We start from the raw sequence: 20,771 nt of genomic DNA, 5'->3' as shown, positions 1-20,771 counted from the left end.
CTCCTGTCAGCGGCCGGCGAGGGCATCGACGATCTTCAAGCGCTGCGCGCGTCGCGCCGGCAGCACACCCACCACGATGCCGATGCCGGCCATCAGGCCCAGCCCGACCAACCAGGTCTGCAGCGGCACGCCCTGCACCGGCATCACCCCGCCGCTGCGTGCTGCCACCAGCGGGATCACCAGCGACGCCAGACCCATGCCGATCAACCCGCCCAGGCCGATCAACAGCACCGACTCCACCATCACCAGACTCAACACGGTGCGGTCCTGAAAGCCCAGCGTCTTGAGCGTGGCCAGCTCCGGTATGCGCTCGCGCACCGCCTGCGCCATGGTGTTGCCGGTCAGCAGCAACAAGGTGAAGAACACCGCGGCCATGATCGAGGTGACGATCAGGCCGATATCGGCGAACTGTTTGATGAAGGCCTGCTGGAACGCCGATTCGGTCTGCGACTTGGTTTCATGATCGGAGTTGGCCGACAACGCGTCGATCGCCTGCGCCACGCGCGAGGCCTGGTCGGCACTGCGCAACGTCACCGTGTACCAGCTGACCTTGCTCTTGATGTAGTCGTTGGACTCGTCGAAGTATTTCCAGTTCATCATCAACTGGCGTTCCTGGTTGGCCGCCACTGCGCGGTCCTTCATGCGGAAGATGCCGACCAGTTGCAGCGGCCAGTCGTTGCTGCCGCCACGCGGGAAGATGGTGGCCTGCAGCGGAATGGTGTCGCCGATCTTCCAGCCATTGGCCTTGGCAAGGGTCTCGCCGACGATGGCGCCGGTGCGCGTGGTCTGGAACGCCTTGAGCTGTTCCTTGGGCAGCTCGTACTCGCTGTAGACGTCGAAGAAATTGGGCGCCACCGAAAAATTCGGAAAGAAATTCTTCGGGTCGCGGTAGATGCCGCCGAACCACATCGCCGAGGTCACATCGCGCACGCCTGGCACGCTGCGGATCTGCGGCTCCAGGCTGATCGGCAGCGATTGGGTGATCGACAGGCGCGAGGCCACCACCAGGCGGTTCACGCCGCTGACGCTGCCGCCGGAAGTGAAGGCCACGCGCACCGAATCGAGCATGCCGAACAGCAGGAACGCCGCCACCACCGACAGCAAGGTCAACAAGGTGCGGGTCTTGCTGCGGAACAACTGCGCCCACACCAGCCAGAGATACTTCATGGCAGCACTCCCTTAGAGCACGAGCGGCGCATCGGCCAGCTCGCCCTTGTCCAGATGGATGGTATGGGTGGCGTACTCGGCGGCCTTGGGGTCGTGGGTCACCATCACGATGGTCTTGCCGTGTTCGCGATTGAGTTCCTGCAGCAGGCGCAGGATCTCTTCGGCGTTATGGCGGTCCAGATCGCCGGTGGGTTCGTCGCAGATCAGGAAGGTGGGGTCGGACACGATCGCGCGTGCAATCGCCACGCGCTGCTGCTGGCCGCCGGACAGTTCGCTGGGCTTGTGGTTGCGGCGTTCCTGCAGGCCGACCAGGGTCAGGGCGATTTCCGCATTGCGCTTGCGTTGCGCGGCGTTGAGCGCGGTGAGCAGCAGCGGCAGCTCCACGTTCTTTTGCGCGGTGAGCATCGGCATCAGGTTGTAGAACTGGAACACGAAGCCGACGTGGTGACTGCGCCAGGTCGCGAGCTGGCCGCCGCTCATGCGGTCGATGCGCTCGCCCTGGATCTCAATCTCGCCACCGCTGGGGTTGTCCAGCCCGCCGATCAGATTGAGCAAGGTGGTCTTGCCCGAGCCGGACGGACCCATCAACGCGACAAAGTCGCCGCTGGCGATCTCCAGGTCGATGCCGTGCAGCACCTGCACCTGCTCGGGGCCGCGTTGGTAGGTCTTGGTGATGTTGCGCAAGCTGACGAGAGCGGTCATGGCGACTCCTGACGGTGCAATGGAAAGAGGCAGACGCGATGCGGCATGGCGACCGCGATTGCATGAGGCGGCAACACGGCGATGCGGTGACGGTGAGGCGGCAAGACGGTGCGAGGCTGGATGACGACAGACGCAATTGCTGGGTGACGTGCGCGACGACGCATGGCGGCGACAAGCCAGGCGGCTAGGTCTGCACTGACCGATGACGCCGCTGGCTGTGGATCACCAACGCCGCTGTGATCGTTGCTATGTGGTTGCAGCGCCTTGCGCGATCGCAGCGCCATCCAGGTGCCACGACCGCATCAGCCATTGCTGCCACCGTGGGCGCCGCGCTCCCCGGAGCGGCGTCGCTGCCCACGTGCTGACTGCAGTTACCGGCGCAGTCACTCGGCAGCGGCCGCGTCGGCTTCGGCCACCGTGTCGCCTTCTTTCAGGCCTTGCGGCGGATCCAGCACCACGCTGTCGCCCGCACTCAAACCCGACACCACCTGGCGGTCCTCGCCCATCACCATCCCGGGAGTGACTGTCTTCATGCCGACGGTGTTGCGCTCGCCGACCACGAACGCGACCGTGCGCGTGTCGCGTTCGACCAGTGCCGCAGCCGGCACGCGCACGCCCTGCGGCTTGCTGGCCTCCTGCGTATTGGCCCGTTCCAGAAAGCTCACCCGCACGCCCATTTCCGGCACGATGCGCGGGTCCTTGAGCTTGAGCGCTACGCGCACCTTCACCGTGGCCTTGCCGCGGTCGGCAGTGGGAATGATGGCGATCACCTCGCCGGGAATTTTCCATTCCGGGTACGCGTTGAGCACCGCTTCCACCGGCATCTTCGGCTGCACGCGGCCGATGTAGGACTCGCCCACTTCCACTTCGATCTCCAGCGATTCCATGTCCACGATGGTGCCGATGCCGGTGCGGGTGAAGCCGCCGCCGGCCGACAGCGGCGAGACGATTTCGCCGGGCTGCGCGGCTTTGGCGGTGACCACGCCGGCAAACGGCGCGCGCACCACGTTGAAGTCCGAGCGGATCGCCGAGATCGCCAGCTGGTCTGATGCCACGCGCACATTGCGTTGCGCATTCTGCAGCTGTGCGCGCAAGGCATCGCGCTGTGCGGTGGCCTGCTCGTACTGCGAGCGCGACACCAGTTGCGCACCGACCAGCGATTGCAGCCGCGCCGCATCGGCATTGGCCACTGCCAGTTGCGCCTGCATGTTGTCGACCTGGCTGCGTGCGGCCGAAAGCTGCGAGGCCGACAGCGTGCGCTGCGCATCGGCATCCAGCGGGTCCAGCGTGGCCATCACCTGGCCTTGTTCGACGCGCATGCCTTCTTCGATCATCACCTCGCGCACCTTGCCGGTGACCTGCGCCGACACCGTGGCCATGCGCCGCGCCACCACGTAGCCCGATGCGTCCAGCACCGAGGCACTGCTGCTGCCGGCGCTGATCGCCACCACCGCTGCGGTCTGTACCTTCGCCACCGGGCGGCGGGTGAACCACCACGCCGCGGCCGCCAGCAGCACGATGACGATCACGGCGGCGATGATCCAGCCGCCGCGCCGTGCAGGTTCGGGGGCGGCAGGACGCTGGCGGTCGATGCGGAGTTGCTTGAGCAGATCGGCGGAAGTATTCATCGATGACCAGGACGGGATGCTGCGCGAAAATGTGACCGGCCGCGGGCGGCGCCGCAAGCTGCCGGAAGTCACCAATGCGGTTGCGGCGACGAACGGTAGCGCGACCAACGCTGCTGCCAGGTGCTGCGCAGCATGCGACCGCGATGGCGGCATCCACCAGTGACAGCTGTCACCTGCCGTGCATGACAGCGGCAACTGGCCGCGCCCTTCAGGATGGGCGAGGCTGCAGCATCGGGCGCCCAGTCGGGCCCGGCAGTGGCAGAATCCGATCACCCACATGGACCCATCCCGATGCGCGTGTCGCTTCCCGCCTGGCTTCGCCCCGCTGCCAATTCGCAGGTTGCCGCGCGGCTGGCGCAGGGCCAGTCGCCGTGGATGGATGGTGTGCATCTGCTGTGGTCGAGCTGGGTGTTCGTGGTGCCGGTGTTTTCCCCGCGCGGGTACGACAGCACCTGGCTGCTGTGCACCCTGCTGTCGTATCCGGTCTTCCTGCTGTTGTACGCGCGCATGTTGCTGGCGCCGCGCGGCACCCTGTATCGCTATGCCTGGGCGATGGGTGTGCTCAGTGCCGCGTTGCTGCCGGTGTATCCCTCGGGAATCAGCTATTTCGTCTTCGCCTGCCTGAGCCTGCCCCCGTCCACACGGCAGGCCCTGTGGCGGCACTTCGCGATGCTGGTGGTGATGAACGTGCTCTACCTGGGCTGGGCGCACTGGCTGGGAATGCGCCTGCAATCGCTGGTGTGGTTGCCGGTGTCGGTGCTGGGCATGGCCGGTGTCGGTGCGGTCTACAGCATCAACGAACGCAAGGACGCGTTGCTGCGCCTGTCGCAGGACGAAGTACGCCGGCTGGCCGCCACCGCCGAGCGCGAGCGTATCGGCCGCGACCTGCACGATCTGCTCGGCCACACCTTGTCGCTGGTGGCGCTCAAATCCGATCTGGCCGCGCGCCTGATCGCGCGCGATCCGCAGGCCGCGCGCAGCGAGATCGATGCGGTGGCGCAGATTTCGCGCGATGCCCTGGCGCAGGTGCGGCGCGCGGTCACCGGCATTCGCGCCGCCGGGCTGGTGGCCGAGCTGGCGTCGGCGCGGGTATTGCTGGAGATGGACGGCATCGTGCTGGAACACGCACTGGAAACGCTGGCCTTGCCGCCCGAACACGAAACTGCATTGGCACTGGTGGTGCGCGAAGCGGCCACCAATGTGCAACGGCATGCGCAGGCCAGGCGTATGCGCGTGAGCCTGCGCGCGCAGGGCGAGCAGGCGGTACTGGACATCAGCGACGACGGGCGTGGCGGGGTGATCGTGCCCGGTAATGGCCTGGATGGCATGCGCACGCGTCTGCACGGCCTGGGCGGCGCGCTGGAGGTGGAAGCACTGCCGCGCGGCATGCGCCTGCGCGCCAGCGTGCCGTTGCCGCAGCCCACGCTGGCGATCGCGCAGCCGCCAGTGCCGGTGCCGCTGCTGCCACCGTCGCGCTGATCGCGCACACGCTGACTGCATTGCACACACTGCACGGCGGCCCCAAGCGCTGCTATCGTGCGCCACCGTAGTCTGCAGACGAGCGCGCGCGATGATCCGGGTGTTGTTGGCCGAAGACCAGGCGCTGCTGCGTGGCGCGTTGGTCGCCTTGCTTGGGCTGGAAGACGATATCGAGGTGGTCGGCAGCGCAGGCGATGGCGAAACTGCCTGGCGCGAGCTGCAACGCCTGCAGCCGGACGTGCTGATCACCGATATCGAAATGCCCGGCCTGACCGGCCTGGAACTGGCCCAGCGCATCCAGCGCCAGGCGCTGCCGCTGCGGGTGATGATCGTCACCACCTTCGCCCGCCCGGGATTTTTACGCCGCGCGCTGGATGCCGGTGTGGCGGCGTATCTGCTCAAGGACGCGCCGGCCGAACAACTGGTCGGCGCCCTGCGTCAGGTGCAGCGTGGCGGGCGGGTGATCGACCCGCAACTGGCGCTGGACGCCTGGGTCGAAGCCGATCCCTTGAGCGAACGCGAGCGCACGGTGTTGCGGCTGGCCGGCGAAGGCCGCTCGGCCAGCGAGATCGCGCAGCAGTTGCAGTTGTCGCATGGCACGGTGCGCAATTACCTGTCCGAATGCATCGGCAAGCTGGGCGTGGCCAATCGCATCGAAGCGTATCGGCTGGCGCGGCAGAAAGGCTGGCTGTGATGCGGTGACGCAGACGCGTTGCGCTGTCAGCGAGCGCGGCAATGGATGGCATGCTGCGTCGCGTATCCGTTGTGCATTGCCGCCTGCCGCTATTCCAAATGACGCGAAATGCATGCCGCGCAGGCGCGGGTACACTGCCGGGCCAGAACGATCCCTGCGAGCGAACGGCATGAAATCCCTGTGGCTGTTAGGCCTGCTGATGGTGTGCGCATTCAACGCGTCTGCCGAGCAGTTCAAGATCCTGGTGGCAGCGATTCCTAACCAGTATCACCACGACTATATCCCGGTCGCCAAGTCGCAATTCGAAGCGATGGCGCGCAAGCATTATGTCGAGTTGGTATGGGCGTGGAATGCCAAGGCCTTCGATGGCGATCTATCGCAATACGCGGCGATCGTGCTGCTCAATACGCCGGCCACCGATCTGGATCCCACGCAGCGTGCGAACTTTCAGGCCTACGTGCGCAACGGCGGCGGCGTGGTGGCGGTGCACAAGGCGTTTGCGATCAAGCGCGGCGACTGGGAGTGGTACGACCACCTGATCGGCCGCTCGTTCCGCACCCATCCGTACATGCAGACCGCGATGGTCGACGTGGTGGACGCCAACTTCCCGGCCACTGCCGGCCTGCCCGCGCGTTGGGTGTGGACCGACGAATGGTACGAATACGATCCGCCGTACAGCGATGACCTGGTCACGCTGATGACGGTGGACGAAACCAGCTACGACCCCACGCTGATCTGGCCGGGCCAGGTCGCCAAGGGCATGGGCAAACAGCACCCGGTGGCGTGGTACCACCACTTCGAAGGCGGCCGCGTGTTCGCCACCGCGCTCGGCCACCTGGCCGAGGGCTACAACGACCCACGTTATCTGGAGCATCTGTACGGCGGGATTTACTGGGCCGCCACCGGCAAGGGCATCGAAGCGTCCGCGCCAGCGGCCAAGACAAAACGCCAGCGTTAAATCCTAGCCCCTCTCCCGCCGGGAGAGGGGTGAGGGTGAGGGTGCGCGGCAACGCCACTCCAGATGGCGGCGAACCCGATGCTTCGCCCGTACCCGCATCCGCCCCTGCGGGGGCACCTTCTCCCGGCAGGAGAAGGGAGCCGACACCCATCCATCAACGCGCAGATCGCTCGCCACGCGCCATGCTGGAAAACACGCCATCCCGGCGCACCCAGGCATGGAACAGCGCCGCGCTCAGATGCCCCAGCACGGTGGCGAACAACAGGTACGCCAACCAGCCGTGTGCGCTCCGCAACCAGGCGTACAGCGCAGGATCGTGCGGCGCGATCGCCGGCAGGTTCGCGCCCGGCCACAGCACGATCGGATAAGCGCCGGCCGACAGCATCGCCCAGCCAATCAAGGGCATGCCCAGCATCAGCGCATACAACAACCAGTGCGAAGCGGTCGCCGCGGCCTTCTGCCAGGCCGGCAGGTCGGCGGGCAGCGGCGGCGGGCGGTTGCGCAGGCGATTGATCAGGCGCAGCACCGCAAGGATCAGGATCGCAATGCCCAAGGGGCGATGCAGATCGATCAACCACGGCCGCTGCGTCACCGAAGCCACCATGCCCACGCCGACGAACAGCATGGTCAGGATCATCGCGGCCATCAACCAATGCAGCACGCGTGCGGGCAGATTGAAGTGGGTATGGCTGCTCATTGGCGTGCTCCCTGGCCGGTGGCGGCGCTGCCTGTGCCATTGGCGATCTCATGCTCGCGCCGGTTGAACGATTGCGAATACACCGACGAGCGCGCCGCCAGGATCGGGTCGTTGGATCCGGCGATGCCCTTGGGCAGGATCAGCGGGTCGTAATTCAGGTCGCGGCACGGGCCGGTGGCCTGCGGCTCGGCATGATCGATCGACACCGTGCCGGCGACGATCTGCTTGCGGCTTTCCGGCCATGGCTGCGAGGGATCGTCCACCGCGTCGCCCGGCTCGGCCACGGTCAGCACCAGGTCCCAACGCAGCGGTCCCTGCGCCAGGCGCGTGTTTAGATCGGTGGCGAGAAAATCGCCATCGGCTTGCGCGCGCTGTTCGGCGCTGAGCTCCTGGAACGGGGTATGCGGACGCATCGACCAGCGGATGTAGCGCTCGCGTCCATCGGCGGCAATCGCGCGGAACGCATTCACCCCGTTGTATTGCGTGTTGGCCCAGCTGTTGGACCACGGTGCGGTCTTGGCCCACTGCTGGAACTTGGCTGCTTCCGGATACTGCTTGCCGAACGCGGCCAGCTTGGCCGGGTCGGGCTTGCCGGTGGCCGGGTCCGGCCGGGATGCCACATTCAGTGCCTGAAAACCGGCTGGGGTGGCCACCACGAAGAACGGAAAACTGTTCATCGCGGTGCGCCATTCCTGCCCGTCGTCGCTGCGCAACAGCAATGCCATGCTGCGTACGCGTGCCGCACCATCGGCGCCATGCGGGTCGCCGCCGCCGATCGACAGGCGCCCGAGCACCGGCGTGCTGGCCTGGCTGAAGATGCGTGCCGACGACAGCCAGGTGGCCTTGCCGCTGGACTTGAAGTCCCCGCTCACACACACGCCCTTGGTATGCGCGCGGCGAAAGCCCGGATGCGGCGGCCCGCTGGCCTCGATGGTGTCGGTCATGCGCGCGGCGGTGAGCCGGTCGCCACCGATCCAGCCGGCGGTCCAGGCGAACGCAACCGCCAGGCCGCCGGCAATCGCGGCGATCCCCAGCAAGGGCGCGACGCGGACGCGTCCATGCTGCGGCGGTGGGGAAGGAGGTGGCAAGGTCATGGCTGGCTCCAGGGGTCGGTGCGGTGAGTGGTCGATGCAGTGAGACGACGTGCAGGCCGACTTATTCCCGTGATCGCCCAGGCGTTGTGGCACGCGCATCGAACGTGGGAATAGTCCACGCTCCAGCGCGTCTACTGTGTGATGCCACCACCAAACCTGCCGATGGATGCTCTGGACGATGACCAACTGCGTGCCGTGCTGCCGGCGCTGCGTCGCTTCGCGCGCTCGCTGAGCGGCGAGCCCGCCAGCGCCGACGACCTGGTGCAGGCCACGCTGGAACGTGCGCTGCGGCGTTGGCGTACCCGCCATACCGCCGAGGCCCTGCAGCCGTGGCTGTTCGCCATCCTGTACCGGCAGTTTCTGGACGGGCAGCGCCGCGCCGCGCGCTGGCAGCGCGTGGTGGGCCTGTTCGCACCGCAGCAGCCCAGCCAGTCCGCATCGGCCGAGCAGGTGCACGACGGCCGCGCCATGCTGGCCAGCCTGGCGTTGCTGCCGCCGGAACAGCGCGCCTTGCTGCTCCTGGTCAGCGTGGAGGGTTTCAGCTACCGCGAGGTGGCCGACACCCTCGGCATCCCGATCGGCACGGTGATGTCGCGGCTGTCGCGTGCGCGCGAACGCCTGCGTGCATTGAACGAAGGCCACGTGCGCCACGCACCTGCATTGAGGATCCTGAAATGACCAGCACGTCGCCGCCTGACGAACACGCACTGCACGCCTATGTCGATGGCCGGCTGGAGCCGGCGCAACGCGCAGCGGTGGCCGCCTGGTTGCAGGCGCACCCGGCGCAGGCCGCGCGCGTGGCGGGCTGGAAACGCGATGCCGAAGCGCTGCGCGCCGCGCATGCCGGACTGGAGCCGGAGTTGGCCACGCTGGCGCTGACGCCTGCAGCGATTCGCCGCGGTCTGCAGCAACGCCGCCGGACCCTGGCGGCCATGGCCGCCAGTTGCGTGCTGGCGCTGGGCCTGGGCACCGGGCTGGGCTGGCAGTTGCGCGAGAGCCGGCTCGCCATTCAGCGCGTGCCGATGGCCGATGCGGTGGCCGCCTATCGCCTGTTTGCCGATGTCGACGCGCACCCGGGCCTTATATTGGACGTGCGGCGCCACGCAGAGTTGGAGCCGTGGTTGCGCACGCATTTCGGCAATGCCGGTGTGGTGCCGGATCTGCGTGCGCAGGGCTATGTGCTACGCGGCGGGCAGTTGCTTTCCACACCCGAAGGCGCGGCAGCGATGCTGGTCTACAGCGATGCCGACGGCGCGCGTATCGGCCTGTATCTGCGTCCGCGCAGCGGGCCGATGCCCACCGGCGAACGTCGCGATGGCCGTCTACTGGCGCAGTACTGGGCCGAAGGCGAGACCGCGTTTGCGCTGGTCGGCCCGGCGACGCAGACACGCATGCGCACGATCGCGCCGTTGCTGCGCAGCCAGGGATGACCGGCGCGACTTGAGGCGCGTGCTGATGGCTGGCGCGCGCTGCGTGTGCGGCGAGCTCAGCCGCCGTAGCGTTGCTGGAGCATCGCAAAGGCCGAGCGCAGCGCCAGTGCCTCGCCGCCCGCCGGGCGGCCGGGGCGGTCGCTGTCGTTCCAGGCGTACACGTCCAGATGCGCCCACAGCTGGCCCGGCGCGACAAAGCGCTCCAGGTACAGCGCGGCGGTGACCGCACCGGCCATGCGCGAGCCGGCGTTGGCCATGTCGGCGACATGGCTGTTGAGGTAACGCAGATACGGGCGCCACAGCGGCATGCGCCAGACCGGGTCGCGGGTCTGCTCGCCGGCACGCAGCCAGGCCTGCGCCAGCGCATCGTCGTTGGCGAACAGCGCGGGCAGGTCCGGCCCCAAGGCGATGCGTGCGGCACCGGTCAGCGTTGCGAAATCCAGGATCAGATCGGGGCGCTGCTCGGTGGCGTAGCTCAGTGCATCGCACAGCACCAGGCGGCCTTCGGCATCGGTGTTGTCCACTTCCACCGTGACGCCGGCGCGGGTGGTGATGACTTCGCCCGGGCGGAACGCATCCGGTCCGACCGCGTTTTCCACCGCGGCAATCAACAGGGTCAGTCGCACCGGCAGCTGCTGCGCCATCACCAGGCCGGCCAGCGCCAAGGCATGCGCCGCGCCGCCCATATCCTTCTTCATGTTGCGCATGCCATCGGCCGGCTTCAGATCCAGCCCGCCGGTGTCAAAGCACACGCCCTTGCCGACCAGCACCAGATGCGGATGCGCCGCATCGCCCCATTGCAGCTGGATCAGCCGCGGCGCCCGGTGCGAGGCACGCCCGACCGCGTGGATGGTGGGGAAGTTCTGCGCCAGCAATTGCTCGCCGACGATGGCATCGACCTGGGCGCCATGTGTTTGCGCCAGTGCGCGCGTGGCCTCTTCCAGATGCTGCGGGCCCATGTCCTCGGTCGGCGTATTGACCCAGTCGCGCACGCGGATGCAGGCCTCGATCAAGGCGCGTGTCTGCGGTGTCGGCGTGGCGGCCAGTTCGGCCGGTGCGCGCGGTACCTTGCGGTAGCGCGAGAAGCGGTACGCACCCAGGCCCCAGCCCAGGTGCAGCAGCGCCTGCTCGCTCTCGCTCAGCGTGTTGGCCAGAGTCCAGCGGCTGGCCGGCGGCAGCGCCATCGGTGCATGCGCGTAGGCGTAGGCATCGGCGCGGTCGCCGATGCCCAGCACCGCGCCGGCCAGCCCCTGTTCGCCCGGCAGCAACAGCACGCTGCCTGGCGCGGCATCGAACCGTTGCGCCTGTGCCCACGCCAGCACGCGCGTGGGCTGTTCGGCGCACCAACGTGCAAAGCCTTCGCGGTCGAGCACATGCAGCGGCAAGGCTGCGGCGTTGGGATCGATGAAACCGGTGAGCTGCGACATGGAAATCCTCGGAGGCGGCGCCATGCGCCGAGCAAAAAGTGGCTCAGGCGGGAAGGCGGATGCCGGCGTGTGCGGGGTCGGGGTGCGGCTGCTGCGCGTCCAGCCAGTCCGCCAGCCCGGTCATGGAGTCGAACTCCAGATCCGGTTGCTGGGTCGGGTGCGACCACTGCGCTCCATCACGGTTGATCCAGCAGGCGCGCAGCCCGGCATCCAGCGCGCCCAGCACGTCCATGCGCACGTGGTCGCCCACATGTAGCACCTGCGCCGGCGGCACTTCCAGCCGCGCGCATGCGGCCAGGAAGATGCTCGGATCCGGCTTGGCGCTGCCGTGCTCGCGCGAGCCCAACTGAAACGCGAAGTGATGCATCAGCCCGATGCGTTGCAGATCGGCATTGCCATTGCTGAGCGCGGCCACCGGCACATGCGCGGCGATACGCGCCAGCGCGTCCAGTGCATCCGGGTAGTACTCCACCTGGTTGCGCGCGGCATAGAAGACTTCGTACGCAGGCTCCAGCAAGGCCAGATCGCCGCCGCTCTCGCGCAGCGCCATTTCCAGCGTCAATCGCCGCAGCGCGCTGAGGTCATGATGCAGGTGCGGGTTGTCGGCAAAGCTGCGCTCGCGCAGTTCGCGCATCGCCTCCACCGGAAACCGCTCGGCGGTGACCGGGCTGTGCTCGCGCATCCAGTCGTACAACACCTGGTCGATCCGCGCCCCGATCGGCGCAAAGGGCCACAACGTATCGTCGAGGTCGAGGGTGATGGCGCTGATGTGGAAGCTCATCGCCAGATTGTAATGCCGGGAATGGGGAGTCGGGAATCGAGAATGGGTAGAGCGCAGCCACTGCTCTTGCGATTCCCGATTCCCAACTCCCGATTCCCGGCTACTCCAACAGCCTGGCCCAACGCTGCATTCCCTCCACCCGGCTCAGCACCATCTTGATGCAGACCAGCAGCGGTACCGCCAGCAGCAAACCGACCATGCCCCATAGCCAGCCGAACAGCATCAGCGCCAGGATCAGCATCAGCGGCGAGATCGCCATGCGGCGGCCGAGCACGATCGGGGTGACCACCTGGCCTTCGATGGTGTGCAGCGCCAGGTACAGGATCGCCGGCAGCATCGCCGACAAGGTGGTGCGGAATTCCACAAAGCCCATCAGCAGCATCAGCATCACGCCGATCAACGGGCCCACATACGGCGCGAAGTTGAGCAGCGCCACCACCGTGCCCCATAGCAGCGCTTCGGGCAGCGGAATCTTGAGCACGTAGAGAATGCCGGCGAAGACCAGCCCGACCAGCGTATTGATCACGCTGATGGTGAGTACGTAGCGCGAGACCTCGCGCTCGATGTCCAGCATGATTTCTGTGGTGAAGCGTTGCTGCTGTCGATTGGGCAGCAAGGCGATCGCATGCCGTTGCAGGCTTTCGCCATAGACCATGAAGAAGAACGTCAGCAGCACCACCGCAAGCACCGATGCGGCCAGCTTCGGCGTGCGCACCAGCGCCTTGTAGGGGTCGTCCATCTGCGTGCGCACGATCTGCACGCTGCGCTGGCCATCGCCGCCGGCCGCGCGTGCAAAGTTTTCCGCGGCTTGGTTGGCCTGCATCACCGGCTTGGTGAAATCGCGCACGTCGCGGGCGATCTGGCGCATCTGCCGGGGCGCCTGCTGCACCCATTCGGCGGCCGGCCCGGCCAGCTGCGCGGCCAGTGTCACGGTACCGGCCAGGCCCAGGCACAACACCATCAAGGCGCCAAGGAAGCGGGGGATATACAGCTTGCGCAGACCGCGCAGGATGGGGTTGCCGATCAAGGCAAAGAAGGCTGCCAACATCACCGGCAGGATGATCGTCTGTGCAGCCCACAGCGTATAACCAACCGCAAGCGTGGCCAGCACCACCAGCGAGACCGGTGCGCGCGGGCGCGGTGCCGGTGGCGGCGGGAGCGAATCTGCCGCGATGGCAGCATCCATAGAATCGACGGGAAGAGTCATGCGCGCCCTGGCAGCAGACTGGCGTGCTGCCAGCGGTGGGCCATTATCAGCCGAACGCGTCAACGCAGCGCACAGAGGGTGTGCGCGTAACGTCAGTCCGTCAGAGCATGAGTGGCGGGCTCTGCCGCGCATCTGGCGGCAGACACCCGCAGCGCGATCCCGAGCGATGCTCGGGAACCCGCCATTACGCAGCGCGGTCGATCGGCGCCTGCACCACCGTCACCGGTGGATCGGCAGCGACCTCTTCGGCACTGTCTGCGGCACGTTCGGCCTGCTCGGAGGCTTCCTGCGCACGGTGTGCGGTGAACAGCGCAGAGATCGTGCTGATCATCTGCAGAATCTTCGGGATACCGCCGAGCTTGCTGGCGATGCTGCCCAATGCCGCCTGCGGTTCGTTGCGGCCGGTGACAAACCCCAGGCCGAAACCAACCACCATGATTCGCAGCGGAGACCACCCGGCACGCCAGGTGTCACGCAATTCTCCCCAATGCAGGCGTGTTTCCTGGGCGCGCCCTTCCACCAGGAATTCGGCGCGTTCCACGCGCTGACGCAAGGTGCCAAACTTCATGTGCGTGCTCCATTGGCAGCCGATGCGTGGGCATCGTCGTCGTCGCTGCTGTCATCGAAGATGCCCAGCTTGACCAGCTGACGACGTGTTGCATTCAGGCCGGTGTGGTCGAAGTAGAAGAACACCCGCCACGCCGCAATGCCGGTGACCAACAAGCTGGCCAACGCGGTGAAAAACATCGCCTGGAACCACGACAGGCCGGCGCGTTGCAGCAGCGCGATGATCGCACCTGCCAGCAACAACCACGACGACGCACCGAAGACCACGGCAACGCATGCCCAGGCCAGTCCGCGCCCGAAGGCACTGCGTGCAAGTTGCAAGTCAGCCGACACCAGCCGGCGCAACGCGCGGCTGGTGTCCTTGGCCGAGCCCAGCGTTGCGCGGCCGGCTGCGCCGACCGCACGTACGCTTTCGTCCAGTCCTGGCGTTTCCGGACGCGCGTTGGGCGCGTCGGAGGCGGCAGCTGTAGAGGCCTGGTCGCTCACGACTTAGTTGTCGTTGCTGCGTGCCAGCTTGGCAATGATCCAGCCGGTCGCAAACGCAACGCCAAACGCAGCCAGCGGGCGCTCACGAATCAGATCGGTTGCGCTTTCCAGCAGGTCGTTGCCCTTGCTGACCAGCACGTCGAGCTGTTCCTTGGCAGCGGCGCCGCCGAACTCGGCAGCAGCCATACCAGCCAGTGCGGTATCGGAGAGCTCAGCCTTGACGTTGGCGCGACCGAGCTTGAGCTCATCGCCTGCAGCACTGGTGGCGCCTTTGACAGCCTCGCCTGCAGCGCTGGCGGCAGACTTCAGGTGGGTGCTGGCTTCGCTCAGATTTTCTTTCAGCTGGTCGGTATTGGTGGGGCTCATGCGATATCTCCTTCGGTCATTGATGGCAGCCGCGATAGCATGCGGGCGTGGTGCAGCAATAGCATCGCTGCGGTGTAGGAGGTGTTAGTGCACGCCGATGGCAGTGCACGCCACGTCAACGCATCAACGCGTCGTACTGCGCGTTGCCACGCAGAATGCGCACGACCAGTTGCTGCGGCTTGCGCTGGAAATTGGCGCGCCAGCTGGCCAGATCGGCAAACTCGCCCACGCTGCTGGCCACGATCACATCGCCGCTGACCAGCCCATTGGCTGCAGCGCGACCGCCGCGTTTGACCTCGCTGACCATGACGCCAGTAATGCCGGATTGGCGCAGCGATTCGGGCAGATCCACGAAGGTGGCGCCGCCCAGGCGCGGGTCGAGCATGTCGCCGGTGACTGCGCGGTCCTGCTCCTTCAGTTTGGCGGTGAGCGTGAGCGGTTTGCCGTCGCGGCGAATCTCCAGCCTGACCGCGCTACCGACCGCCTGCAGGCCTTCGTAGTTGTGCAGCGCCTCTGCGCTGTCCACGCGCTGGTCATTGGCGGCCACCACCACATCGCCCGGCTGCACGCCTGCGGCGGCCGCAGCGGACCCTGGCAACACGCGCGTCACCAGCGCACCGCGCAACGAATCCACACCCAGGCCCTGCAGCATCTGCTGGGTGAGGTTCTGGGTTTCCAGCCCGAGCGTGCCGCGCACCACCACGCCCTTGGTCACCAGTTGCTCCACCACATTGCGCGCCAGGTTGGAGGGAATCGCCAGGCCCAGGCCGATATTGCCCGCCATGCTGCCCTGGGGATTGAAGCTGGCGGTATTGATGCCCACCAACTGGCCCTGCAGGTTGACCAGCGCACCACCGGAGTTGCCCGGATTGATCGAGGCATCGGTCTGGATGAAGTTCTGGTAGCCCAGCCCGCGAATACCGCTGCGGCCCACCGCCGAGACGATGCCGGAGGTCACCGTCTGGGTGAAGCCGAACGGGTTGCCGATCGCCACCACGAAGTCGCCCACGCGCAGCGCATTGCTGTCGGCCAACTTGATGTCGGTGAGGTTGTCGGCCTTGATGCGGATCAGCGCGATATCGGTATCGGCATCGGAGCCGATGAAATCGGCCTTGACCGTGCGCCCGTCGCCAAGCGTCACCTGCACATCGTCGGCATTTTCGATGACGTGGTGATTGGTCAGCACATAGCCTTTTTGCGCATCGATGATCACGCCCGAACCCAGCGACTCATTGATGCGGTCCTGCGGCACCTGCGGAAACAGCCGGCGCAGGATCGGGTCGTTGAAGAACGGGTTGCGCACGCGCACCACCTGCTTGGTATTGACGCTCACCACCGCCGGCATTGCCTGTTGCAGCATCGGCGCCAGCGACGGCACCGGTTGCCCGGCGACGGTGGCCGGCAACGCGGCGGCCGCGGGCAGGCTAAAGGTAGTTGAGACACCGGCCGGTGCGGCCTCGGCGCGGTTGTCCATCCAGGCATTGATGCCGGTGGCGGCAAATCCGCCGAAGGCAGCGGCCAGGGAAAGGGTCAGCAAGGTGGGCAGCGGGCGCATGCAACGAGTCCGGGTTACGCGGTGGAAGAGGAATAGGGCGTCTGACTGCGTAAATCAAGCTGAACGAGAGTGCCAGCGGGCAATTTAACGCCTGGTGAAAGCGCCGCCGAGCCCTTGCCGGCGCTGCGTTGACAGTCGCTTGAGCCCGGCGTAGCGTCCGCTTGATCCGATGCCTGTTCAGCATACGCATGCCGCTGCGCATCGCCCGCGTTTTCAGCACTGATGCCCTTAAGGAGGGTCCTATGAGCAACGGCAATGGTGTGACGGCAACCCTGTCCGAGGCTGTCGATAGCGTCAAGAGCACTGCCACCGAATTGGGCGAGACCATCGCCAGCACCACCAGCGACGCGGTGGCCAGCGTGCAGGACGCGGCCGGCACGGTGGTGGCAGAGGCCAAGACCCGCGTCGCCAAGGCCCGCAAGGCCGTGGTCAAGGTCGAACAGCGCGTCGTCGAAAAGGCCGGCGATGCAGCCACCGCGGTCAAGCGCAGTGTGGCCAAGACCAAGCGCTCGCTGGTGTCGGGCAAGGAGGCCGCCAAGGACAAGTTGACCGCCACCAAGGACGCTGCCAAGCAGAAGCTCGCATCCACCAAGGATGCCGCCAAGCAGAAGCTGAGCAGCACCACCGATGCTGCCAAGAAGAAACTGGCCAACACCAAGGCCAGCGCCAAGCAGAAGCTGGAAACCGCCAAGGCCAATGCCAAGGCCGAAGCCGCAGCACTGAGCGCCAAGACCGCGGCCAAGAGCGCAGCGCGCAAGAGCGCAGTGGCCACAGTGGGCGCGCGTACGGCAGCGAAGAAGGCTGCGGCCAAGGCGGCGCCGGTCAAGAAGCCGGTCGCCAAGACCATCGTCAAGCCCGCCGCCAAGAAGGCACCAGTGGCCAAACAGACCGCCACCAAACAGGCCGCAGTGAAAAAGGCCCCGCTCAAGAAGGCGGTGACCAAGACCACCCTGAAGAAGGCCGCCAAGGTCACCAAGACCCCGGCCACGCGCGCCGTGGCCAAGACCACCGCCGCCCGCAAGGCGGTGGGCAAGAAAGTGGCCAAGCGCGTGACGCGTTGATGCTGCAGCACCAAGATGGCATTGCACGCTGACGATGCGTTGGCCGTGCAGACTGACAAAGGCCGGCGCTGTTGGTACAGCGCCGGCCTTTTTTGTGGTGTGACTGTTAACGAGATGATCGCTTTCCTGCTGCGCTCATCTGATCGGGCGAGTGACTGGATCTGATATCTGAGCCATATGGGCATCTGTCCATAGCGCTCGCCAGATGCGGGACATCAAGCCACTCTCCTCACGGAGCGAGAAGGTACGGCTTGCGCGCCATGGGCGCGCGTCCTTGAGCGCCTGCGATGCAAGAATGGGTTGGGTGTGCAGCGGCGGTAGCGTGAAACCGACGAAGCCGCATGTCGTCCCGCATTCGCGAGGCTTCGCCCGTACCCTCATCCGCCCTGCGGGGCACCTTCTCCCGATGGGGGACGGAAACTGGAAGCCATCGCTTACGCTAATCCGATTCCCGATTCCCGATTCCCGATTCCCGAATCCCGAATCCCGAATCCCAGCTACTCCATTCCCTTGACCAACTGCTCGGCGCCCTTGCGAATACCGGCCTTGGCCGCGTCGTAGGCGCCCAGGCTGGCCTTGATGTTCATTGCGCTCGGATACTGTTTTTCGACATAGGCGGCGAGCAGGCGGTTGCTCTGCGCGTCGAAGATTTCCACCGCGTAGCTGACCGAGCCGGAAAACGCGCCTTCCTTGCCGCGCGCGGCCTGCACCGCGTTATAGGAACCGCCGCCCAGATCCACCTTCATGAAGGTGCCCAGCACCCGCTTGCTGGGCTTGGCACCGGTCAGGCTGATGCGCACGCGCAAGGTGTCGCGATCGGCCACCGTCGCGCGCTGCCAACGCTGCCCGATCGCATTGCCGAACTCCTGTTGCATGTAATCGGCGAGCATGCGTTTGTCCTGCTCGGGCACGTCTTCGAATTGCGTGTCCGGACCGCGATAGATGCTGACCGGCTCGACCAGTGCGGCGCGGTAGCGCGTCCAATCCACCTCGCCCTGGTAGGCGTACGGCATGCGGTCACCACGGCTGCCATCGTGCGGGCGCAGATAGCTTGAAGACGGCAGCTGGCTGTACGGCATCGGGCGCGTACTGGCACAACCGATCAGCGTCACGCCGACGACCAGCAGCGCGCAGCAACGGACAAGGGAATGCGACGACATGGGCAAATACCTGGAGAGGAAGCAGATAGGGACAGGCACGCGCGAGCGGGGCCGCGCGCTCAATGCATCAGATAGCTGGCCACCGCCAGCGCAAACACCACTGCGGCGGCAGTGAACAACACCCCGCTCTTGGCCCAGTGCTGCAGCCGGCGCGCCTGCCGCGCGCTGCGGATATCCGGCAGTTCGCTCCAGATGTCGCGATTGCGCGTGCCGGTGCGGCCACAGCGAAAGTCCAGCAGCAGGACATCGGCGACAGGGGCAGGGGCAACGCTGTCGTTGGCGGCCGTATGCGGCGCCAGCAGCGCGATGGCGGCGGGGGGGAGCGGGGTGGAACGGATCGAGTGAAACATCACCATGCATCCTGGATGCGTGCGGTGAGTGCACTGTAGGCAGCGGGTGTTGGAAACTTATTGGTTGGGCGATGGACGATCGCCGCACGCCGCCTGCGTTCAGCCGGTGCGGCGCACGCCCTCGCTGGCGAACACCACGCGCACGCACAGGCCGCGGCCCTCGTGGCCTTCGCAGGTTTCGATGCTGGCCTCGTGCAGGCGCGCGATGCCGGCCACCAGCGACAGCCCGATCCCGCTGCCCTGCACCTGACTGCCGGCAACCCGGTAGAAGCGTTCGAAGATGGACGCGTGGGCACTCTCCGGCACGCCCGGGCCGTCATCGCTGACCTGCACGAACGGATGCAGCGCATCGGCGCGCAGGCAGTAGCCGCAACTTACTTCCACCATGCCGTGAGGCCGGCCATAGCGGATGGCGTTGTCGACCAGATTGCGGATCAGGATGCCCACCGCATCCACGTCGCAACGCAGCAGGCAGGGCGATGCTTCCACCTGCAGATTGATGTGGCGGGCCTCGGCCTGCACGCTGAATTCGTCCAGCACATGCGAGATCAGCTCGCCCATGTCCACCTGCTGGTACGCCGCCGAACTGATGCCTGCATCCAGCCGCGCCAGATCCAGCAATTGCTCGGCCAGCCGATTGCTGCGGCGCGCGGTTTCCAGCAGCTGCTGCAGCGCCGCGTCCTTGGCCTCCAGCGTGGGTGCGCGCAGCGCGACCTCGGCGTAGGCATGCAGCGCAGACAGCGGGGTGCGCAGTTCGTGCGCGGCGTCTGCCACGAAATCGCGCTCGGCCTGCACTGTCTTTTCCACGCGGGCCAGCAGCGAATTGAAGGAGCCGATCAGCGGGCGAATCTCGTCCGGCACCTGCGCCAGCGGCACCGGCTCGGTTTCCAGCCCGGTGCGTTGCGCGATGGCGCCGGAGATGGCGCGCAGCGGTGCGAGCGAGGTGCGGACCGCCCACCACACCAGCACGCCCAATACCCCCAGTTGCAAGGTGTTGAGCACCATCGCAATCAAGGTCTGCTTGAAGCTCATGCGCGAGGACACATTGCCGATCGGGGTGTGCGCGTCGACCGCGGCCGGCGGCTCCGGTTGCGTATCGAAGCGGTGCTCCAGCGCATCGGGCAGGGCGCTGATCAACTGGTCGCCGAACATGTTGAGCTCCTGCTCGAACACGCTGTGATGGCCCTGGGTGACCAGGGCGACCAGGATCCACAACGAGGTGGACCAGCTCAACAACACGATTGCGGCCAGCGCCGCCAGCATGCGTGCCTGCAGCGATTTCATTCCGGTGCCTTGCCGACCATGTAGCCCTGGCCATACACCGTGGAGATCAGCTCGTCGCCCAGCTTGCGGCGCAGCTGGTGCACGTACACTGCAATCATGTTGCTGCCGCCTTCGGACGGACCGCCGTAGACGCCTTCTTCCAGTTGATCCTTGGTGACCACGCGCCCGGCGCGTTCCATCAGCGCCAGCAGCAGGCGGTATTCGTGCGCGCTCAGCGCCACCCACTTGCCGTCGCGGGTGACCTTGCGGCTGCTCGGGTCCACACAGACATCGCCCTGCGTGAGCAGCGGCACCACGCGGCCCTGGCTGCGCCGGGTGATCGCACGCAGCCGCGCCATCAACTCGTCGAACTGGAACGGCTTGACCAGGTAGTCGTCGGCACCGGCATCCAGGCCGCGGATGCGGTCGGTGAGCTGGCCGCGCGCGGTCAGTGCGATCACCGGCGTGGCGTCGTAATGGCCGCGCATGAAGCGGATCACCGTCAGCCCGGACTCGCCCGGCAGTCCGATATCCAGCAGCACAGCGGTGTAGCGGTGGTCCACCAGCACGGTCTTGGCGGCATTGGCGCTGCCGACGTGGTCGATGGTCCAGGACTGCTGGCGGACGCCATCGCAGATCGCGTTGGCCAGCATGGTGTCGTCTTCGACAAGCAGCAGGTGCATAGGTGTTCCGCCGGGC

22 protein-coding genes are annotated in these 20,771 nt (G+C 66.6%); 6 read left to right on the top strand and 16 right to left on the bottom strand.

What is annotated here, in order from left to right; genetic code table 11:
* Window positions 1–6: 6 nt before the first annotated feature.
* The 3 genes from ABQY74_RS18880 to ABQY74_RS18870 all read right to left on the bottom strand — a co-directional run bounded on the left by ABQY74_RS18880 (window position 7) and on the right by ABQY74_RS18870 (window position 3,497).
* Window positions 7–1,167, bottom strand: coding sequence for an ABC transporter permease (locus ABQY74_RS18880; protein ID WP_039521041.1), 1,161 nt, complete (start codon window positions 1,165–1,167; stop codon window positions 7–9).
* 12 nt (window positions 1,168–1,179) lie between these two features.
* Window positions 1,180–1,869, bottom strand: coding sequence for an ABC transporter ATP-binding protein (locus tag ABQY74_RS18875; RefSeq protein WP_024939051.1), 690 nt, complete (start codon window positions 1,867–1,869; stop codon window positions 1,180–1,182).
* A 383-nt stretch (window positions 1,870–2,252) separates the two neighbouring features.
* The gene (locus tag ABQY74_RS18870; RefSeq protein ID WP_349794075.1) at window positions 2,253–3,497 is read right to left on the bottom strand and encodes an efflux RND transporter periplasmic adaptor subunit; all 1,245 of its coding nucleotides are present in this window, start codon (window positions 3,495–3,497) and stop codon (window positions 2,253–2,255) included.
* Between the two features lie 291 nt (window positions 3,498–3,788).
* Here ABQY74_RS18870 and ABQY74_RS18865 point away from each other — a divergent pair, with 291 nt between their 5' ends.
* The 3 genes from ABQY74_RS18865 (at window position 3,789) to ABQY74_RS18855 (ending at window position 6,628) form a co-directional block, all read left to right on the top strand.
* On the top strand, window positions 3,789–4,976 hold the full coding sequence (locus ABQY74_RS18865; RefSeq protein ID WP_184353561.1) for a sensor histidine kinase: 1,188 nt from the start codon (window positions 3,789–3,791) through the stop codon (window positions 4,974–4,976).
* Window positions 4,977–5,067: 91 nt separating this feature from the next.
* A complete protein-coding gene (locus ABQY74_RS18860; protein WP_016902640.1) occupies window positions 5,068–5,670 on the top strand; it encodes a response regulator transcription factor in 603 nt (200 codons plus the stop codon).
* A gap of 169 nt (window positions 5,671–5,839) precedes the next feature.
* Window positions 5,840–6,628 (top strand): ThuA domain-containing protein, encoded by a 789-nt coding sequence (locus tag ABQY74_RS18855; protein WP_104623848.1) that lies wholly within the window; start codon window positions 5,840–5,842, stop codon window positions 6,626–6,628.
* A gap of 154 nt (window positions 6,629–6,782) precedes the next feature.
* On the opposite strand, the gene ABQY74_RS18850 is transcribed toward ABQY74_RS18855, so the two are convergent.
* Window positions 6,783–7,325, bottom strand: a complete 543-nt coding sequence (locus ABQY74_RS18850; RefSeq protein WP_016902642.1) for a cytochrome b — start codon at window positions 7,323–7,325, stop codon at window positions 6,783–6,785.
* Window positions 7,322–8,419, bottom strand: a complete 1,098-nt coding sequence (locus tag ABQY74_RS18845; protein WP_102584071.1) for a catalase family peroxidase — start codon at window positions 8,417–8,419, stop codon at window positions 7,322–7,324. Before ABQY74_RS18845 ends, ABQY74_RS18850 begins: the two co-directional genes overlap by 4 nt.
* Before the next feature lie 162 nt (window positions 8,420–8,581).
* On the opposite strand from ABQY74_RS18845, the gene ABQY74_RS18840 reads away from it, so the two are divergent.
* Together ABQY74_RS18840 and ABQY74_RS18835 are read left to right on the top strand one after the other, a co-directional pair.
* The gene (locus ABQY74_RS18840; protein WP_016902644.1) at window positions 8,582–9,097 is read left to right on the top strand and encodes an RNA polymerase sigma factor; all 516 of its coding nucleotides are present in this window, start codon (window positions 8,582–8,584) and stop codon (window positions 9,095–9,097) included.
* Window positions 9,094–9,849, top strand: coding sequence for an anti-sigma factor (locus ABQY74_RS18835; RefSeq protein WP_349794078.1), 756 nt, complete (start codon window positions 9,094–9,096; stop codon window positions 9,847–9,849). The genes ABQY74_RS18840 and ABQY74_RS18835 overlap by 4 nt, the downstream gene beginning before the upstream one ends.
* Window positions 9,850–9,905: 56 nt before the next feature.
* Here ABQY74_RS18835 and ABQY74_RS18830 read toward each other — a convergent pair whose 3' ends face one another.
* From ABQY74_RS18830 to ABQY74_RS18800, 7 genes are all read right to left on the bottom strand, one after another.
* A complete protein-coding gene (locus ABQY74_RS18830) occupies window positions 9,906–11,276 on the bottom strand; it encodes a M17 family metallopeptidase (protein WP_016902646.1) in 1,371 nt (456 codons plus the stop codon).
* A 43-nt stretch (window positions 11,277–11,319) separates the two neighbouring features.
* Entirely contained in the window at window positions 11,320–12,057 is a 738-nt protein-coding gene (locus ABQY74_RS18825; RefSeq protein ID WP_349794080.1) for an HAD family hydrolase, read from the bottom strand.
* Window positions 12,058–12,157: 100 nt separating this feature from the next.
* A complete protein-coding gene (locus tag ABQY74_RS18820) occupies window positions 12,158–13,264 on the bottom strand; it encodes an AI-2E family transporter (protein ID WP_039521022.1) in 1,107 nt (368 codons plus the stop codon).
* Between the two features lie 184 nt (window positions 13,265–13,448).
* Window positions 13,449–13,832: a hypothetical protein gene (locus ABQY74_RS18815; RefSeq protein WP_016902649.1), complete on the bottom strand. Its 384-nt coding sequence runs from the start codon at window positions 13,830–13,832 to the stop codon at window positions 13,449–13,451.
* The gene (locus tag ABQY74_RS18810; RefSeq protein WP_016902650.1) at window positions 13,829–14,317 is read right to left on the bottom strand and encodes a hypothetical protein; all 489 of its coding nucleotides are present in this window, start codon (window positions 14,315–14,317) and stop codon (window positions 13,829–13,831) included. The genes ABQY74_RS18815 and ABQY74_RS18810 overlap by 4 nt, the downstream gene beginning before the upstream one ends.
* 3 nt (window positions 14,318–14,320) lie before the next feature.
* Entirely contained in the window at window positions 14,321–14,683 is a 363-nt protein-coding gene (locus ABQY74_RS18805) for a hypothetical protein (RefSeq protein ID WP_006450942.1), read from the bottom strand.
* 115 nt (window positions 14,684–14,798) lie between these two features.
* Complete coding sequence (locus ABQY74_RS18800) at window positions 14,799–16,238, bottom strand: Do family serine endopeptidase (RefSeq protein ID WP_024939696.1); 1,440 nt, start codon at window positions 16,236–16,238, stop codon at window positions 14,799–14,801.
* A gap of 242 nt (window positions 16,239–16,480) precedes the next feature.
* Here ABQY74_RS18800 and ABQY74_RS18795 point away from each other — a divergent pair, with 242 nt between their 5' ends.
* On the top strand, window positions 16,481–17,299 hold the full coding sequence (locus ABQY74_RS18795) for a histidine biosynthesis protein HisIE (RefSeq protein WP_024939697.1): 819 nt from the start codon (window positions 16,481–16,483) through the stop codon (window positions 17,297–17,299).
* 497 nt (window positions 17,300–17,796) lie between these two features.
* On the opposite strand, the gene ABQY74_RS18790 is transcribed toward ABQY74_RS18795, so the two are convergent.
* The 4 genes from ABQY74_RS18790 to ABQY74_RS18775 form a co-directional block, all read right to left on the bottom strand.
* Entirely contained in the window at window positions 17,797–18,459 is a 663-nt protein-coding gene (locus tag ABQY74_RS18790) for a DUF3313 domain-containing protein (protein ID WP_349794083.1), read from the bottom strand.
* A 59-nt stretch (window positions 18,460–18,518) separates the two neighbouring features.
* Window positions 18,519–18,809: a hypothetical protein gene (locus ABQY74_RS18785; protein ID WP_024939699.1), complete on the bottom strand. Its 291-nt coding sequence runs from the start codon at window positions 18,807–18,809 to the stop codon at window positions 18,519–18,521.
* Window positions 18,810–18,908: 99 nt separating this feature from the next.
* The gene (locus ABQY74_RS18780; RefSeq protein WP_024939700.1) at window positions 18,909–20,093 is read right to left on the bottom strand and encodes a HAMP domain-containing sensor histidine kinase; all 1,185 of its coding nucleotides are present in this window, start codon (window positions 20,091–20,093) and stop codon (window positions 18,909–18,911) included.
* A complete protein-coding gene (locus ABQY74_RS18775; RefSeq protein ID WP_016902656.1) occupies window positions 20,090–20,755 on the bottom strand; it encodes a response regulator transcription factor in 666 nt (221 codons plus the stop codon). Before ABQY74_RS18775 ends, ABQY74_RS18780 begins: the two co-directional genes overlap by 4 nt.
* Window positions 20,756–20,771 lie beyond the last annotated feature (16 nt).

The sequence above is a fragment of the Xanthomonas sp. WHRI 7064 genome, assembly GCF_040202355.2.
Lineage (GTDB): Bacteria > Pseudomonadota > Gammaproteobacteria > Xanthomonadales > Xanthomonadaceae > Xanthomonas > Xanthomonas arboricola.
This window is presented reverse-complemented; position numbering and strand designations above follow the sequence as displayed.

Bases quoted from the DNA above. Each gene is read 5' to 3' on its own strand.
- ABQY74_RS18775 (WP_016902656.1), bottom strand. From the start codon at position 20,755: ATGCACCTGCTGCTTGTCGAAGACGACACCATGCTGGCCAACGCGATC.
- ABQY74_RS18805 (WP_006450942.1), bottom strand. From the start codon at position 14,683: ATGAGCCCCACCAATACCGACCAGCTGAAAGAAAATCTGAGCGAAGCC.
- ABQY74_RS18820 (WP_039521022.1), bottom strand. From the start codon at position 13,264: ATGACTCTTCCCGTCGATTCTATGGATGCTGCCATCGCGGCAGATTCG.
- ABQY74_RS18830 (WP_016902646.1), bottom strand. From the start codon at position 11,276: ATGTCGCAGCTCACCGGTTTCATCGATCCCAACGCCGCAGCCTTGCCG.
- ABQY74_RS18865 (WP_184353561.1), top strand. From the start codon at position 3,789: ATGCGCGTGTCGCTTCCCGCCTGGCTTCGCCCCGCTGCCAATTCGCAG.
- ABQY74_RS18815 (WP_016902649.1), bottom strand. From the start codon at position 13,832: ATGAAGTTTGGCACCTTGCGTCAGCGCGTGGAACGCGCCGAATTCCTG.
- ABQY74_RS18845 (WP_102584071.1), bottom strand. From the start codon at position 8,419: ATGACCTTGCCACCTCCTTCCCCACCGCCGCAGCATGGACGCGTCCGC.
- ABQY74_RS18790 (WP_349794083.1), bottom strand. From the start codon at position 18,459: ATGTCGTCGCATTCCCTTGTCCGTTGCTGCGCGCTGCTGGTCGTCGGC.
- ABQY74_RS18880 (WP_039521041.1), bottom strand. From the start codon at position 1,167: ATGAAGTATCTCTGGCTGGTGTGGGCGCAGTTGTTCCGCAGCAAGACC.
- ABQY74_RS18860 (WP_016902640.1), top strand. From the start codon at position 5,068: ATGATCCGGGTGTTGTTGGCCGAAGACCAGGCGCTGCTGCGTGGCGCG.
- ABQY74_RS18855 (WP_104623848.1), top strand. From the start codon at position 5,840: ATGAAATCCCTGTGGCTGTTAGGCCTGCTGATGGTGTGCGCATTCAAC.
- ABQY74_RS18875 (WP_024939051.1), bottom strand. From the start codon at position 1,869: ATGACCGCTCTCGTCAGCTTGCGCAACATCACCAAGACCTACCAACGC.
- ABQY74_RS18795 (WP_024939697.1), top strand. From the start codon at position 16,481: ATGAGCAACGGCAATGGTGTGACGGCAACCCTGTCCGAGGCTGTCGAT.
- ABQY74_RS18835 (WP_349794078.1), top strand. From the start codon at position 9,094: ATGACCAGCACGTCGCCGCCTGACGAACACGCACTGCACGCCTATGTC.
- ABQY74_RS18840 (WP_016902644.1), top strand. From the start codon at position 8,582: ATGGATGCTCTGGACGATGACCAACTGCGTGCCGTGCTGCCGGCGCTG.
- ABQY74_RS18785 (WP_024939699.1), bottom strand. From the start codon at position 18,809: ATGTTTCACTCGATCCGTTCCACCCCGCTCCCCCCCGCCGCCATCGCG.
- ABQY74_RS18850 (WP_016902642.1), bottom strand. From the start codon at position 7,325: ATGAGCAGCCATACCCACTTCAATCTGCCCGCACGCGTGCTGCATTGG.
- ABQY74_RS18780 (WP_024939700.1), bottom strand. From the start codon at position 20,093: ATGAAATCGCTGCAGGCACGCATGCTGGCGGCGCTGGCCGCAATCGTG.
- ABQY74_RS18800 (WP_024939696.1), bottom strand. From the start codon at position 16,238: ATGCGCCCGCTGCCCACCTTGCTGACCCTTTCCCTGGCCGCTGCCTTC.
- ABQY74_RS18825 (WP_349794080.1), bottom strand. From the start codon at position 12,057: ATGAGCTTCCACATCAGCGCCATCACCCTCGACCTCGACGATACGTTG.
- ABQY74_RS18870 (WP_349794075.1), bottom strand. From the start codon at position 3,497: ATGAATACTTCCGCCGATCTGCTCAAGCAACTCCGCATCGACCGCCAG.